This window comes from Pseudomonas sp. MPR-R2A5 (genome assembly GCF_058793055.1).
This window is the reverse complement of record NZ_JBXAFK010000085.1, coordinates 1-16758: the sequence shown is the minus strand read 5'-3', so window position 1 is coordinate 16758 and position 16758 is coordinate 1. Positions and strand designations below refer to the sequence as shown.

Here is a 16758-nt window from a genome sequence, read left to right as displayed (position 1 = left end):
AAAAAACGCGGTGATCTTACTGGGGCTGCTGCGCAGCCCAACGCGGGGCAAGCCCGCTCGCCACAACAAGCCCGCTCGCCACGACAGCCCTATCTGTCGGGCGCCAGTCCAGGCGGCGCTCAGTGGCGGGAGGTTTCACGAGAATCGCCTTGTAAGTTGAAGCGTTAGGGCTAATATGATCCGGGTAAAATAAATAATATCCGGGTAATAAGTCATGCCTGTACACATCACTCCCCAATGCAGCGCCTTTGTTCGTCACCAACGCGTGGCGGCCGGTTCCTATGCTCAGGTGGCTGCCGCCCTGGTTGACCTTGGCCTGTCGGCGGGCAGTTTCCTGGTTTTTGACGACGCCACCGGCACCCAGGTCGACTATCCCTGGCCGGCAGGTTATGCGCCGGAACAACCCGCACCGACAGACACCGATGACGAGCCCCCCGCGGTGCCCACGGTCGGGCGCCCAAAGCTGGGCGTGGTCGCGCGGGAAGTCACCTTGCTGCCTCGCCACTGGGCGTGGCTGGGCCAGCAGCGTGGCGGCGCTTCGGCCGCGTTGCGCCGATTGGTCGATGAAGCGCGCAATGCCCATGCCTGCCGTGATCAAATGCGCCATGCCAAGGAGGCCAGCTATCGCTTCATGAGCGCCATTGGCGGCGACCTGCCGGGTTTCGAGGATGCCGCGCGGGCGCTGTTTGCCCAGGATGCGGCGGACTTTTCCAAGCAGATCGCGCACTGGCCGGTAGACGTGCAGACGTACCTGGCCTGGCTGTCGCGCAACGCTTTTACTGCCTGATCATAAATCCAGGGACTCGAACTACCATGGAAGTCACCCAACAACGGCCGTTGTGGCAGATCTACCTGATATTTTTGGCACCGATGGTGCTGTCCAACTTCCTGCAGAGTTTTTCCGGCACGCTCAATGGCATCTATGTCGGGCAAATGCTCGGTACCCAGGCGTTGGCGGCGGTGTCGGGGATGTTTCCCATCGTCTTCTTCTTTATTGCGCTGGTGATCGGCCTGGGCGCGGGGGCCTCGGTGCTGATCGGCCAGGCCTGGGGCGCCCAGGAAACCGGGATGGTCAAGGCCATCACCGGGGCCACCTTGACCCTCGGCGCGCTGGTGGGCTTGATCGCGGCGGTACTCGGCAGCCTGTTCGCGCGCCCGGCCTTGCAGGCACTGGGCACCCCCATCGATGTGCTGGATGACGCGGTGGGTTATGCCCAGATGATGATGCTGATCATGCCGCTGCTGCTGGTGTTTATCCTCTACACCCAACTGTTGCGCGGGGTGAGCGACACGGTTTCGCCGTTGTTGGCGCTGATGGTCTCGACCCTGGTCGGCCTGCTGCTGACCCCGGCGCTGATCCGCGGCTGGGTTGGCTTGCCGCCGATGGGCATCCAGAGTGCGGTGTATGCCGGGCTGGCGGGTAACGCGTCGGCGATGCTGTTTCTGATCCTGCGCCTGCGTCATAAAAACCATGTGATGGCGCCGGATCGTGAACTGCTTGCGGCCTTGCGTCTGGATCGGGTGATTCTAGGCAAGGTGCTACGCATCGGACTGCCTACCGGTTTGCAGATGGTGGTGCTGTCGCTGTCGGAATTGGTCATCCTCGCCCTGGTCAACAGCCATGGTTCACAAGCCACGGCGGCCTATGGCGCGGTCACCCAAATCGTCAACTATGTGCAATTCCCGGCGCTGTCGATTGCCATTACCGCGTCGATCCTGGGCGCCCAGGCGATTGGTGCCGGTCGACTGGAACGCATCGGGCCGATCCTGCGTACGGGGTTGCTGATCAACCTGTGCCTGACAGGTGGCCTGATCCTGCTGGGCTACCTGTTATCCCACTGGTTGCTGGGCTTGTTCATCACGGACGACGCCGCACGGATCAACGCCGAACACCTGCTGCATATCATGCTATGGAGCATCCTGGTGTTCGGCTTCCAGGCGGTGATCGGCGGGATCATGCGTGCCAGCGGCGTGGTGCTGATGCCGGTGGCGATCTCGATTTTCTGCGTGCTGGGCGTTGAACTGCCAATGGCGTATCTGTTCAACGCGCATTTCGGCCTGGAAGGGGTGTGGATGGCATTTCCCGTGACGTACCTGGCGATGCTGGCATTGCAGACGACGTACTTTCGGTTGGTGTGGCGGCACAAGCAGATCAAGCGGCTGGTGTGATAAAAGGTTGCGCACCTCCTTATAAGAAGACAGTGCAGTGATGGCAAACCCCTACGCCGAATTGTTCCAGGCGCCCGGTGCCCGGGCTTTTGTTCTTGCCGGGACGCTGGCACGCATGCCCGTGTCCATGGCCGGTATCGGCCTGATCACCATGCTCTCGCAGGTCCACGGCGGTTATGGCTTGGCCGGGTCGGTGGCGGCGATATTTGCCCTGGCTACGGCATTCTGCGCGCCGCAGGTGTCACGGCTGGTCGACCGCTACAGCCAGGGCAGGGTGCTGCCGATCGCCGCGCTGATCGGTGGCGGGGCGTTGTTGCTGCTGTTGCTGTGTACGCGTTTCCAGGCACCCAGCTGGACGTTGTTCCTGTTCGCCGCCCTGGCCGGTTGCATGCCCAATATGTCGGCAATGGTACGGGCGCGCTGGACCGCGCTGTACCGCGGCCAGCCCAAGCTGCAGACCGCGTTTGCCCTGGAGTCGGTGCTCGATGAGGTGTGTTTTATCATCGGCCCACCGATCTCCGTTGGCCTGAGCGTCGTGCTGTTCCCGGAAGCCGGGCCTTTGGTGGCGGCGCTGCTGCTGGCAGTGGGCGTCAGCGTCTTTGTGTTGCAACGCGCAACGGAACCGCCGGTGCATGAGCACCAGGGCCATCACGGCCGCTGGTTGATCGCTTCACCGTCGGTACTGATCCTGATGATCCTGCTGTTGGCCATGGGTGTGATCGTCGGCGTGGTGGATGTGGTCAGTGTCGCCTTTGCCCAGCAGCAGGGCCAACCCGCAGCGGCGAGCATTGTGCTGTCGGTGTATGCCATCGGTTCGTGCCTGGCGGGGTTGGCGTTCGGCGCGCTCGAGTTGAAGGCGCCGCTGCCCCGGCAGTTTCTGTGCTGCGGGATGGCCACGGCGTTGACCACCTTGCCACTGCTGTTGGTGACGAACATCCCTGGGTTGGCTGTGGCGATCTTCGTTTCCGGCCTGTTCTTCGCCCCGACGCTGATCGTGTCCATGGCCCTGGTGGAACAAATCGTCCCGCCGAGCCGCCTCACCGAAGGCATGACCTGGCTGATCACCGGCCTCAGTATCGGCGTGGCCATCGGCGCCGCCAGCTGCGGCTGGATGATCGACCAGTTTGGCGCGGCCAGCGGCTTCTGGGTGTCGCTGGCGGCGGGCGCCGTGGTGTTGGGGGCGGCGGTGCTGGGTTATCGGCGACTGGGCTGATCAACCGATCGCCGGGTCTGCGCCGTGGTGTTGCAGGAACTCGTTCAACGCCTGGCGCGTCAGGTCGTTGAGCGTGACTTTCTTACGGGTTGCCGCCAGGGCCGCGGCCAGGTGCAGGTCATGGCCGACCCGCACATTGAACGAGCCTTTGCATGGCTTCTCCGGGGTTTGCCCCAGGGTCTGGCAGGTCGCGAGATAGTCATCCACGGCCTCGCGGAAGGCCGCGTCCAACTCGGCGACGGTTTTCCCTTCATAGCTGACCAGCGCCTTGATGAAGAGGATTTTGCCGAACAGGCAGTTGTCTTCGAGGCTGGCTTCGATAGAGCCGATGTAGCCGTTGTATTTCAGTTGGTTGTTCACTGAATCAGGTCTCCTGATCTCAATTGTTCGATGACCTGGCGACGAATGTAGTGTTTCAGTTCGTTGCCGGGGTGCGGCTTGTGCAAGGTGATCATTGCCGTGGGGTCGCCGATGTCGAACTTGACGCGGCTTCCCGCCCCCTCGATTTGTGTGTAGCCAAGCCGACGCAGCAGCGTGACGAGCTCGGGCCAGGTGAATGTCATGTGTTCATTGAGCAGTTTGGCGAGCAGCTTTTCATTTTTGGACACGGCGTTCCCTGCGTGTAACTAAATGTAGTTGCAAAAAGTGGTGTGCGTCAATGCTAGCCCGAGTTGGCGTGACTCAGCGGAGATTGATGTAACCCTTGATGACGCGCTGCTCGACGCCTCCCGCCCTCCGCTAATTTTTCCTTCTCCGGTTCGTTTTATAGGGACGACGTGCCTTTGTGCTTCCCGCCTATTGCTCCGGACTCCAAGAAATGAATGCTGAAGACTCCTTGAAACTTGCTCGCCGGTTTATCGGGTTGCCCCTGGAAAAACGCCAGCTGTTCCTGCAGGCGTTGCAGAAGGAAGGGGTGGATTTTTCCCGGTTTCCGATTCCGGCAGGGGTGGAGGCGCAGGATCGCCAGGCGTTGTCCTACGCGCAGCAGCGCATGTGGTTTCTGTGGCAACTGGACCCGACCAGCGGCGCCTACAATTTGCCGGGGGCGGTGCGGCTCAAGGGCGCATTGAACCTGCGCGCCATGGAGCAGGCATTCGCCAGTCTGGTGGCGCGCCATGAAACGTTGCGCACGGTGTTCCAGCGCCAGGCCGATGAGCGCCTGGTGCAGGTGGCCGTCGAGCCATCGCTGGCCATCGAACACCTGGATATCAGCGCATTGGAGCCGACGGCGCGCGAGCAGGCCGTCAACCAGGCGGCAACCCGTCAATCGCTGCTGCCGTTCGACCTGGAGCACGGGCCGTTGCTGCGTGTGCAGTTGCTCAAGCTCGACGCGCAGGAACACGTGCTGCTGCTGACCCTGCACCATATCGTCTCCGATGGCTGGTCGATGAACGTGCTGATCGACGAGTTCATCCGCTTTTACGACGCCCACGAGCGCAACGACACGCCGCAACTGCCGCCATTGCCGATCCAGTACAGCGACTATGCCCTGTGGCAGCGCTGCTGGCTGGAAGCCGGGGAGCAGGCGCGCCAGCTCGACTACTGGCAAGCGCGCCTGGGCGATGAGCACCCGGTACTGGAATTGCCGACCGACCGTCCACGCCCGGCCATGCCCAGCTATCAGGGCACGCGCCATACCTTCGCAATCGACCCGGCACTGGCGGTACAACTGCGCAACTGCGCGCAAAAGCACAATGTCACGCTGTTCATGCTGCTGCTTGGCGCGTTCAACGTGTTGTTGCATCGCTACACCGGGCAGGTTGATCTGCGCATCGGCGTGCCCATCGCCAACCGCAATCGCAGCGAAGTCGAAGGGTTGATCGGCTTCTTCGTCAACACCCAGGTGCTGCGCACCGAGCTGACCGGGCAGACCCGCGTGGCCGAGTTGCTGCACGCCATCAAGGAGCATGCCCTGGGCGCCCAGGACCACCAGGAGTTGCCGTTCGAACGCTTGGTAGAAGCCCTGAAGGTCGAGCGCAGCCTCAGCCATACGCCGCTGTTCCAGGTGATGTACAACCACCAGCCGGTGGTGGCCGACATTGCCTCGGTCCGCACTGCCTCTGGCCTGGAACTGGCCCTGGTGGAGTGGCAGGGCCGCACCACCCAGTTCGACCTGACCCTTGATACCTATGAAAAGTCCGGCACCCTGCATGCCGCGCTGACTTACGCCAACGACCTGTTCGACGCGCCCTCCATCGCCCGTATGGCGCGCCACTGGATCCGTCTGTTGCAGGCCATGGTGGCCGATGGTGAGCAGCGCATCGGTGAGTTGCCGATGCTGGCCGCCGACGAGCAGCACCTGCTGGTGCAGGCCTGGAACCAGACCGCCGCGCCGTACCCGACTGAACGTGCCATGCACCACTTGATCGAAGACCAGGTGCAGCGCACACCGGATGCCCCGGCGCTGGTGTTCGGCACCACCACCTTGACCTATGCGCAACTCGACGCGCACGCCAATCAACTGGCCCACGCCTTGCGCGAGCAGGGCGTCGGCCCGGACGTGCTGGTGGGGATTTGTGTCGAGCGCTCCCTCCACATGGTGGTCGGCCTGCTGGCGATCCTCAAGGCCGGTGGCGCCTATGTACCGCTGGACCCCGAATACCCCCAGGAACGCCTGGCCTACATGATCGAAGACAGCGGCATTGCGCTGCTGCTCAGCCAACAGAGCCTATTGCCGTTGTTGCCTGCCGCTGGCCTGCGGGTGATTGCCCTGGACCAGCCCGCGCTGTGGCTGGAGGGCTATAGCAGCGCCTCGCCGGCGGTGCCCATGCAGGCGCAGAACCTGGCCTACGTGATCTACACCTCCGGCTCCACCGGCAAGCCCAAGGGCGCCGGCAACAGCCACCGTGCACTGGTCAACCGCCTGTGCTGGATGCAGCAGGCCTACGCGTTGGATGCCAGTGACGCGGTCCTGCAGAAAACTCCGTTCAGCTTTGACGTATCGGTATGGGAGTTCTTCTGGCCGCTGATGACCGGCGCTCGCCTGGTGGTGGCCGCGCCAGGCGAACACCGCGAGCCCGCGCGCCTGATCGAGACCATCGGCCAGCACGCCATCACCACCTTGCACTTTGTGCCGTCGATGCTCCAGGCGTTTATCCATGAGCCGGGCGTGCAGCGCTGTACCCGCCTCAAGCGCATCGTGTGCAGCGGCGAGGCATTGCCCCTCGACGCGCAACGCCAGGTGTTCGCCAAATTGCCGAACGCCGCCCTGTACAACCTCTACGGCCCGACCGAAGCCGCCATCGACGTGACCCACTGGACGTGCGTCGACGAAGGCGCCGATAGCGTGCCCATTGGCCGCCCGATCGCCAACCTCGCCACCTATGTGCTCGACGCCCAGCTCAACCCCGTGCCCGCTGGCGTATCCGGCGAGCTGTACCTGGGCGGCACCGGCCTGGCGCGCAGTTACCATCGGCGCCCTGGGTTGACGGCGGAGCGCTTTGTGCCGAGCCCGTTCGTTGCGGGGGAGCGCCTGTACCGTACCGGCGACCGCGTGCGCCAACGGGCCGACGGCGTGCTCGAATACCTGGGCCGCCTCGATCATCAGGTCAAGTTGCGCGGCCTGCGCATCGAGCTGGGCGAAATTGAAGCGCAACTGATGCAGCACCCCGGCGTACGTGAAGCCGTGGTGCTGGTTCACGGCGGCAAGCAGTTGGTGGCGTACCTGGTGCCGAATGGCGACGCGCCAATCGACCTCAAGGCCTGGCTGCTCGACAGCTTGCCGGAGTACATGGTCCCCACCCACTTGATCACCCTGGACCAGCTGCCGGTGACCGCCAACGGCAAGCTCGACCGCAAGGCCTTGCCAGTGCCGGAAGCCGTGGCGCAGCAGGCATTCGCGGCCCCGCAGGAGCCTGTACAGAAAGCGTTGGCGGCGATCTGGCGCGATGTGCTCGGGGTCGAGCAGGTCGGCCTGGACGACAACTTTTTCGAACTGGGCGGCGACTCGATCATCTCCATCCAGGTGGTCAGCCGTGCGCGCCAGGCGGGCATACGCCTGAGCCCGCGCGACCTGTTCCAGTACCAGAGTGTGCGCAGCCTGGCGCGGGTAGCGAGCCAGGACGCGTCGATCGTTATCGATCAGGGCCCGGTGAGCGGGGAGGTGATCCTGACCCCGGTGCAGCAGGGTTTTTTCGCCCAGGCGATCCCGGCGCGCGAGCATTGGAACCAGTCACTGTTGCTGACCCCGCGCGAGGCGCTGGAGCCTGCGCGGCTGGACGCCGCCTTGACGCACTTGATCAACCATCACGACGCCCTGCGCCTGCGTTTTACCCCACAGGGCGACGGCTGGCAGCAAGCCTACGCCGTGCCGGTGACGGAGGCGGCGTTGTGGCAATCCCACGCGAGCACCGATGCTGAGCTGGCAGCACTGTGTGACGAAGCCCAGCGCAGCCTCGACCTGGCGCAAGGCCCGCTGCTGCGTGCCGCGTTGGTCAGCCTGGCCGATGGCACACAACGCTTGCTGCTGGTGGTGCACCACCTGGTGGTCGATGGCGTGTCCTGGCGCATTCTGCTGGAGGACCTGCAACAGGCTTATCGCGAGCAGCCCTTGCCAAACAAGACCAGCGCCTACCAGCACTGGGCGCGGCAGTTGCAGGCCCATGCAAGCACCCTCAGCGCGCAATTGCCGTACTGGCAGGCCCAGTCCAGCGACACCGAGCTGCCGTGCGACAACCCCCAGGGCGGCCTGCAAAACCACCTGGAGGGCAGGCTCGAGACCCGCCTCAATGCCGAGCAGACCCGCCGGTTGTTGCAGGACGCGCCGCTGGCCTATCGCACCCAGGTCAATGACCTGCTGCTGACCGCGTTGGTCCGCGTGATCTGCCGTTGGAGCGGCCAGCCTGCCGCGCTGATCCAGCTCGAAGGCCATGGCCGCGAAGACCTGTTCGATGGGCTCGACCTGACCCGCACCGTCGGTTGGTTCACCAGCCTGTTCCCGGTCCGCCTGCAAGCTGAGGGCGAGTTGTCGAGCGCGATCAAAGCGGTCAAGGAGCAACTGCGTGCCGTGCCCGACAAGGGCCTGGGCTACGGCCTGCTGCGTTATCTGGGCACGCCCGAGGCCCGCGCGTCCCTCGCCGGGTTGGCCGCGCCGCGCATCACCTTCAACTACCTGGGCCAGTTCGACCGCCAGTTCGATGAGTCGGCGCTGTTCGTACCCGCCAGCCAAGGCAGTGGCCAGGCCCAGGACCCGGCAGCACCGCTGGCCAACTGGCTGACGGTGGAGGGCCAGGTGTACGGTGGCGAACTGGCGCTGCAATGGGGCTTCAGCCGCGAGATGTTCCAGGCCTCGACCCTTCAGGGCCTGGCGGACGATTACCAGCGCGAGCTGTTGGCGCTGATCGAGCATTGCGTCGATCCGCAACACGGTACTTTCACGCCGGCCGATGTCAGCCTGGCCCGCCTCACTCAACGGCAACTGGACGACCTGGCGCTGCCATCGCGCGACGTGCAGGACCTGTACCCACTGTCACCGATGCAACAGGGCATGCTGTTCCACAGCCTGTACCAGCAGGGCCAGGATGCAATCTATGTCAGCCAGCTGCGCGCCAATCTCCACGGCCTGGACGTGCCGCGCTTCAAACGCGCCTGGGAGCAGGTGCTGGCGCGGCACGACATGTTGCGCACCGGGTTTATCTGGCAGCAGGACCAGGCGCAGCCGTTGCAAGCGGTGTATCGCGAGAGCGCCTTGCCCTTCGTCGAGTGCGACTGGCAGGCGCAACCAGACCCGCAAGCGGCATTGGATGCGTTGAGCGAATCCACGCGCGCACAAGGTTTCGTGTTGGATCGGGCGCCGTTGCTCAGCCTGAAACTGGTGCGTATCGGTGTCAATCGTTTCCACCTGATCCTCACCAACCATCACATCCTGTTGGACGGTTGGAGCCGGGCGCAATTGCTGGGGGAGGTCTTGCAGCACTATGTCGGCCAGCCGTTGCCGGCGCTGCAAGGGCATTACCGCGACTACATTGGCTGGTTGCAAGGCCAGGACTCGTCGGCCAGCGAGGCGTTCTGGAAAGGCCAGTTGGCCACGTTGCAGGCGCCGACGCGCTTGGCGCGCGCCACCCCGACCGAGCATTCTTCGGCCAAGGGCAGCTACGCCCTGGCCCTGAGCGTCGCGCAGACCGCGCCACTCAAGGCGTTTGCCCAGGCCCACAAAATCACCCTGAACACGCTGGTGCAAGCCGCCTGGCTGTTGCTGCTGCAACGCCAGACCGGCCAGGACACCGTGGTGTTCGGCGCCACGGTGGCCGGGCGGCCGGCGGGGTTGCCGGGTGTGGAGCAGCAGGTCGGGCTGTTCATCAATACCTTGCCGGTGATCGCCACCCCGAACCCGACCTTGTGGGTCAGTGAGTGGTTGCAACAGGTACAGGCACAGAACCTCAGCTTGCGTGAGCACGAGCACACGCCCTTGTTCGATATCCAGCGTTGGGCGGGCGCCAGTGGCGCGGCGTTGTTCGACACGCTGCTGGTGTTTGAAAACTATCCGGTTTCCGCCGCGCTGGCCGCTGGCGCGCCGGCCGGGTTGACCTTCAGTGATGTGCAGAACATCGAGCAGACCCACTACCCGCTGACCGTCTTGTTGGGGGCAGGCGCGGGCCTGGAATTCGAGTTCAGCTTTGATGTGCAGGTGTTCAGTGAGGCGCAGATCGAGCAACTGGCCACGCACTTCCAGTACCTGTTGCAAGGCTTGGCCAGCACCACAGCGCAGCGCCTGGGGGATTTGCCGTCGCTGACGGAGGCCGCGCGCCGCCAGGTGCTCGGCGACTGGAATGCCACCGCGCGGGACTACCCGTTGCAGCGTTGCGTGCATGAGCTGATTGAAGCGCAGGTCGCCCGCACACCGGCTGCACCGGCGTTGCACTTCGGCGATGTGTCGCTGAGCTATGCCGAGCTGAACCGCCGCGCCAATCGCCTGGCCCATCGTTTGCTCGAGGCAGGCGTCGGGCCGGATGTGCTGGTGGGGCTGGCGCTGGAGCGTTCCGTCGAAATGGTGGTCGGCTTGCTGGCGGTGCTCAAGGCCGGCGGTGCATACGTGCCGCTGGACCCGGAATACCCGCGCGAACGCCTGGCCTACATGCTCGAAGACAGCGGCGTGAAGCTGCTGCTGACCCAGGCGCAGGTGCTGGCGCAATTGCCGATCCCCCAAGGTTTGGAAACCCTGGTGTTGGGTGAATCAACATTCGAAGGCTACAGCGAAGAGAACCCCGGCATCGCCTTGGACGGCGAAAACCTGGCCTACGTGATCTACACCTCCGGCTCCACCGGCCAACCCAAGGGGGCGGGCAACCGGCATGCGGCGTTGCTCAACCGCCTGCACTGGATGCAGGAAGCCTACACCCTGGATGCCAGCGACAGCGTGCTGCAAAAGACCCCGTTCAGCTTCGACGTGTCGGTGTGGGAATTCTTCTGGCCGCTGATGACCGGTTCGCGTCTGGTTGTGGCAGCGCCGGGGGATCACCGCGATCCAGCCAAGCTGATCAGCCTGATCAAGGCTGAACAGATCACCACGCTGCACTTCGTGCCGTCGATGTTGCAGGCGTTCCTCCAGGACCCGGAAGTCGCCCATTGCCACAGCCTGCAACGCATCGTGTGCAGTGGCGAAGCCTTGCCGGTGGACGCACAGCAGCAGGTGTTCGCCAAGCTTCCGCACGCCGCGCTGTACAACCTGTACGGCCCGACCGAAGCGGCCATCGATGTGACTCACTGGACCTGCCTCGACGAAGGTCGCGACGCCGTACCGATTGGCCGTCCGATTGCCAACCTCGGCTGCTACATCCTCGACAACAACTTCGAGCCCGCCCCGGTCGGCGTGTTGGGCGAGTTGTACCTGGGTGGCGTCGGCCTGGCGCGGGGGTATCACCGTCGTCCGGCGCTGACCGCCGAGCGTTTCATTGCCAACCCTTTCGTAAAAGGTGAGCGCCTGTACCGCACCGGCGACCTGGCGCGTTATCGCGACGACGGCGTGATCGAATACGCCGGGCGCATTGACCATCAGGTGAAATTGCGTGGCCTGCGTATCGAGCTGGGTGAAATCGAAGCGCGCCTGCTGGAGCACGACTGGGTGCGTGAGGCCGCGGTGTTGGCGGTCGACGGCAAATACCTGGTCGGCTACCTGGTGCTGCAAGGCGCCGAGGAGGATTGGCGTGAGGTCTTGAGCGCTCACCTGGCCAGCCATTTGCCGGACTATATGGTGCCGGCCCAATGGCTGCGACTGGAGCAGATGCCGCTCAGTCCTAACGGCAAGCTGGACCGCAAAGCCCTGCCCAAGCCCGATGTCGTCGGCCGTGAGTACCTCGCGCCGAGCAGCGAGCTGGAGCAACAGGTCGCCGCGATCTGGGCTGAGGTACTCGACGTGGAACGTGTCGGGATGCACGACCATTTCTTCGAGCTGGGCGGCCACTCCCTATTGGCCACCCAAGCTGTGTCACGTATGCGCCATGGCTTGGGCCTGGACGTGAATGTGAAGGCGTTGTTTGAGCAGCCTGTGCTGGGCAACTTTGTCCGCGCCTTGACCCAGGCCCGCGTTGCAATCACCCGGATTGAGCGGGCCGAACGTGACCAACCCTTGGCCCTGTCCTATGCCCAGGAGCGCCAGTGGTTCCTTTGGCAACTGGACCCGCACAGCGCCGCCTACCATGTGCCCCGCGCCTTGCGCCTGAAAGGCCGGCTGGATCGCGACGCCCTGCAGCGCGCCTTCGATACGCTGGTGGCGCGCCACGAAAGCCTGCGTACCCACTTCCAGCCAGAGGCCGGTCGTACCGTTCAAGTGATCAGCCCGCGGGCGCGGATCGAATTGCACCCGGTCGACACCGATGAAGCCCACCTCAAGGCGCAGGTCGAAGCGCGCATCACCCAACCGTTCGACCTGCGCCAGGGCCCGCTGATGCGTGTCAGCCTGTTGCGCCTGGCCGAGGACGAGCATGTCTTGGTGCTGGTGCAGCACCACATCATCTCCGATGGCTGGTCGATGCAGGTGATGGTCGATGAACTGGTGCAACTCTACGCCGCCTATAGCCAGGGCCAAATGCTGCAACTGCCGGCCTTGCCGATCCAGTACGCCGATTACGCGCAGTGGCAGCGCGACTGGATGGAGGCGGGGGAGAAGGCTCGCCAACTGGCTTACTGGCGAGACCTGCTGGGGGGCGAACAACCGGTGCTGGAGCTGCCGTTCGATCATCAGCGCCCGGCGGTGCCTACCCATCGTGGCGCGCGCCTGAATATTGCGCTGCCGGTGCCGTTGGTCGAGCGTCTCCAGGCCCTCGCCCAGCGTGAAGGCGTGACCGTGTTCATGCTGTTGCTGGGGGCTTACCAGGCGCTGTTGCATCGCTACAGCGGCCAACGGGATATTCGCGTCGGCGTGCCCATCGCCAACCGCAACCGCGTGGAGATCGAGGGCCTGATCGGCTTCTTCGTCAACACCCAGGTACTCAAGGCTGACATCGACGGGCACACCACCGTCCGCCAGTTGCTGGCCCAGGTCAAACAGCGCGCGCTGGAGGCCCAGGCCCACCAGGACCTCCCGTTCGAGCAGTTGGTCGAAGCCCTGCAGCCGGAGCGCAGCCTGAGCCTTAGCCCGTTGTTCCAGGTCGCGTTCAACCACCATATCAGCCAGTCCGGCCGGCATTTACGGAGCCTGGCGCAGTTGGACATGAGCCCGGTGAGCTGGGACGAAGCCGTCGCGCAATTCGACCTGACCCTGGATATCGAAGAGTCCCCGGAGCAACTGGGCGCCTCGCTGAGTTATGCCACCGATCTGTTCGACGCCTCGACCATCGAGCGCATGGCGCGCCACTGGCAGAACCTGTTGCAGGCGATGGTCGATGATCAGGCGCAGAGCATTGGCCAATTGAACCTGCTGGATCGCGACGAACAGCAGCACATCTTGCAACTGTGGAACCGCACCGATTCCGGCTTCCCGGCCACGCGCCTGGTGCACGAATTGGTCGCCGACCGTGCCGCTGAAACACCGGAGGCCGTGGCGGTGAAGTTCGACGCGCAGACCCTGACTTACGGCGAGCTGGACCGCCAGGCCAACCGCCTGGCCCGCGCACTGATCGCCCGTGGTGTGGGCCCGGAAGTGCGCGTGGCGATTGCCATGCCGCGCAGCGCCGAGATCATGGTGGCGTTCCTCGCCGTGTTGAAGGCGGGTGGGGTGTATGTGCCGCTGGATATCGAATACCCGCGTGATCGCCTGCTGTACATGATGCAAGACAGCCGCGCCCGGTTGCTGCTGACGCATACGCGGGCGTTGCAGCAACTGCCGATTCCCGAAGGTCTCGACAGTTTGGCGATCGATCGCACCGAGGAATGGGCCGATTACAGCGACACGGCTCCAGACGTGAAGCTGCACGGCGACAACCTCGCCTACGTGATCTACACCTCCGGCTCCACCGGCCTGCCCAAGGGCGTGGCGGTGTCCCACGGCCCGCTGGTGGCGCACATCATTGCCACGGGCGAGCGCTATGAAACCTCGCCGGCCGATTGCGAACTGCACTTCATGTCGTTCGCCTTCGACGGTTCCCACGAAGGCTGGATGCACCCGCTGATCAATGGCGCGAGCGTGCTGATCCGCGATGACAGCCTGTGGTTGCCCGAATACACCTACGCGCAGATGCATCGCCACCAGGTGACGATGGCCGTGTTCCCGCCGGTGTACCTGCAACAGCTGGCCGAGCATGCCGAGCGCGACGGCAACCCACCGGCCGTGCGGGTGTACTGCTTCGGCGGCGATGCGGTGGCGCAAGCCAGCTACGACCTGGCCTGGCGTGCGCTGAAACCGACCTACCTGTTCAATGGCTACGGCCCAACCGAAACCGTGGTCACGCCGTTGCTGTGGAAGGCCCGCAAGGGGGACCCGTGCGGTGCGGTCTATGCGCCCATCGGCACATTGCTCGGCAACCGCAGCGGCTATGTGCTGGACGCGCAACTCAACCTGCAACCCATCGGCGTGGCCGGCGAGTTGTACCTGGGCGGGGAGGGTGTGGCCCGGGGGTACTTGGAACGTCCGGCCCTGACCGCCGAACGCTTCGTGCCAGACCCCTTCGGCAAACCCGGCAGCCGCGTGTACCGCAGCGGCGACCTGACCCGTGGCCGTCCGGATGGCGTGGTGGATTACCTCGGCCGCGTCGACCATCAAGTGAAGATCCGCGGCTTCCGCATCGAACTGGGTGAAATCGAAGCGCGCCTGCGTGAGCAGGACAGCGTCGGCGAAACTGTGGTCGTGGCCCAGGACGGCCCGACCGGCAAGCAACTGGTGGCCTATGTGGTGCCTGCCGACCCCGCCCTGATCAACGCGGTGGAGTTCCGCGATGCCCTGCGCCGCGCCCTCAAGTCCCGCCTGCCGGACTACATGGTGCCGGCGCACTTCATGTTCCTCGCGCAGATGCCGCTGACCCCCAACGGCAAGCTCGACCGCAAGGGCTTGCCCGCGCCGGACCCGAGCCAGTTGCAACAACACTACGTGGCGCCTGAAACCGAGCTGGAGCAACAGATCGCCGCGATCTGGGCCGAGGTGCTGCGTCTGCCGAAGGTGGGCTTGAACGACAACTTCTTCGAAGTCGGCGGCCATTCGCTGCTGGCCATCCAGATCACCTCGCGGGTCCAGGCTGAACTGGGCCTGGAAGTGCCGCTGGTGGAAGTGTTCCAGACCGATTCACTGCGCGCCTATGCCCAGGCGGCTGCCACCTTCCGCGCGGGTACGGCGGAAGATTTTGATGACCTTCGTGACTTTTTGAGCGAACTAGAGGCGATTTGAACCATGCTTTCCAACCCGAATATCGACCTGGTCTCGCGCTTTCTTCGCTTGCCGCTGGAACAGCGCCAGCAGTTCTATCAACGTCTGCAAAGCCGTGGCATGAGTTTCGCTCAATTGCCGATTGCCGCGATCCGCGAGGACGGCCAACACTTGCCGCTGTCCTACGCCCAAGAGCGCCAGTGGTTCCTCTGGCAGCTCGACCCGGACAGCGCCGCGTATCACGTCCCCGGAGCCCTGCGCCTGAGCGGGCGGCTGGACAAGGCTGCCCTGCAACGCAGCTTCGATGCCCTGGTGGCGCGGCATGAAAGCCTGCGCACCCGTTTGCACCTGGGCGATGAACAGCGTTCCCAGGAAGTGCTGGCCCATGCCGTGGTCCGGATCGCTGAAAGCCCGGTCGACGAGGCCCGGCTCAAGGCGCGCGTGGAAGCCGAAATCGCGCGGCCGTTCGATTTGCAGCAAGGTCCGCTGCTGCGGGTCAGCCTGCTCACCCTGAGTGAAGACGAGCATGTGCTGGTGCTGGTGCAGCACCATATTGTCTCGGACGGTTGGTCCATGGGCGTGATGGTGCAGGAGCTGATGCAACGCTACGCGGCCTACAGCCAGGGCGAGGACTGCACCCTGGCGCCGTTGCCGATCCAGTACGCTGACTACGCCCTATGGCAACGCCGCTGGATGGAAGCGGGCGAGAAGGCGCGGCAGTTGGCCTATTGGCGTGAGCTACTCGGTGGCACGCAACCGGTGCTGGAGCTGCCCCTCGATCACCCGCGTCCGGCGCAACAGAGCTTCCTGGGCGCGCGCCAGGACATCGCCCTGGAACCCGCGCTGGTGGCCGGGGTGAAAGCCTTGGCCCAGGGTGAAGGCGTGACGCTGTTCATGCTGCTGCTGGCGTCGTTCCAGGCGTTTCTGTATCGCTACAGCGGCCAGCAGGACATCCGGGTCGGCGTGCCGATTGCCAACCGCAACCGCGTCGAGACCGAATCGCTGATCGGCTTTTTCGTCAACACCCAGGTGCTCAAGGCCGATCTCGACGGCCAAATGAGCTTTGCTCAATTGCTCCAGCACACCAAGCGCCGCGCCTTGGAAGCCCAGGCCCACCAGGACCTGCCCTTCGAGCAGTTGGTCGAGGCGTTGCAACCGGAACGTACCTTGAGCCACAACCCGTTGTTCCAGGTGATGTTCAACCATCAGGCCAACACCCAGGCGAGCGCCCGACAACTGCCTGGCCTGCGCGTGGCCAACCTGGAATGGGAGACCCGCAGCGCCCAGTTCGACCTGAGCCTGGACACCCAGGAAAGCGCCGATGGCGTGCGGGCCTCGTTGACCTACGCCACCGACCTGTTCGGCGCCGCCACGGCGTCGCGCATGCTGCGCCACTGGCTGGGCCTGTTGCGCGTGGCCGTGGCCAACCCGGCGTTGCCGTTGCAGGACCTGGCGGTGCTGGACGCGGCTGAGCGCGAGCAAATCGTTTACCAATGGAACGCCACCGCGCGGGACTACCCAGTGCAGCGTTGCGTGCATGAGCTGATAGAAGCGCAGGTCGCGCGTGCACCGCAGGCGCCAGCGTTGCGTTTCGGTGACGTTTCGTTGAGCTATGCCGAGCTGAACCGCCGCGCCAATCGCCTGG

The 16758-nt window shown here is 64.4% G+C and carries 7 protein-coding genes; 5 read left to right on the top strand and 2 right to left on the bottom strand.

What is annotated here, in order from left to right:
* Window positions 1-214: 214 nt before the first annotated feature.
* From AC1Q6I_RS33800 to AC1Q6I_RS33790, 3 genes are read left to right on the top strand one after another with little or no spacing between them, the layout of a single operon-like run.
* On the top strand, window positions 215-787 hold the full coding sequence (locus tag AC1Q6I_RS33800; RefSeq protein ID WP_102625608.1) for a DUF2239 family protein: 573 nt from the start codon (window positions 215-217) through the stop codon (window positions 785-787).
* 26 nt (window positions 788-813) lie between these two features.
* A complete protein-coding gene (locus tag AC1Q6I_RS33795; protein ID WP_069076464.1) occupies window positions 814-2169 on the top strand; it encodes an MATE family efflux transporter in 1356 nt (451 codons plus the stop codon).
* Window positions 2170-2209: 40 nt separating this feature from the next.
* Window positions 2210-3382, top strand: a complete 1173-nt coding sequence (locus tag AC1Q6I_RS33790; protein WP_102625607.1) for an MFS transporter — start codon at window positions 2210-2212, stop codon at window positions 3380-3382.
* On the opposite strand, the gene AC1Q6I_RS33785 is transcribed toward AC1Q6I_RS33790, so the two are convergent.
* Both AC1Q6I_RS33785 and AC1Q6I_RS33780 read right to left on the bottom strand, forming a co-directional pair.
* Window positions 3383-3742 carry a type II toxin-antitoxin system HicB family antitoxin gene (locus tag AC1Q6I_RS33785; RefSeq protein WP_024076057.1) on the bottom strand — a complete coding sequence of 120 codons (360 nt, stop codon included), beginning with the start codon at window positions 3740-3742 and terminating at the stop codon, window positions 3383-3385.
* Window positions 3739-3990: a type II toxin-antitoxin system HicA family toxin gene (locus AC1Q6I_RS33780; RefSeq protein ID WP_024076056.1), complete on the bottom strand. Its 252-nt coding sequence runs from the start codon at window positions 3988-3990 to the stop codon at window positions 3739-3741. Before AC1Q6I_RS33780 ends, AC1Q6I_RS33785 begins: the two co-directional genes overlap by 4 nt.
* Window positions 3991-4199: 209 nt before the next feature.
* Here AC1Q6I_RS33780 and AC1Q6I_RS33775 point away from each other — a divergent pair, with 209 nt between their 5' ends.
* Both AC1Q6I_RS33775 and AC1Q6I_RS33770 read left to right on the top strand, forming a co-directional pair.
* Window positions 4200-15134: a non-ribosomal peptide synthase/polyketide synthase gene (locus AC1Q6I_RS33775; protein ID WP_492618416.1), complete on the top strand. Its 10935-nt coding sequence runs from the start codon at window positions 4200-4202 to the stop codon at window positions 15132-15134.
* 3 nt (window positions 15135-15137) lie between these two features.
* Window positions 15138-16758: condensation domain-containing protein (locus tag AC1Q6I_RS33770; RefSeq protein WP_256581653.1), on the top strand; the 1621-nt coding region annotated here is incomplete at its 3' end.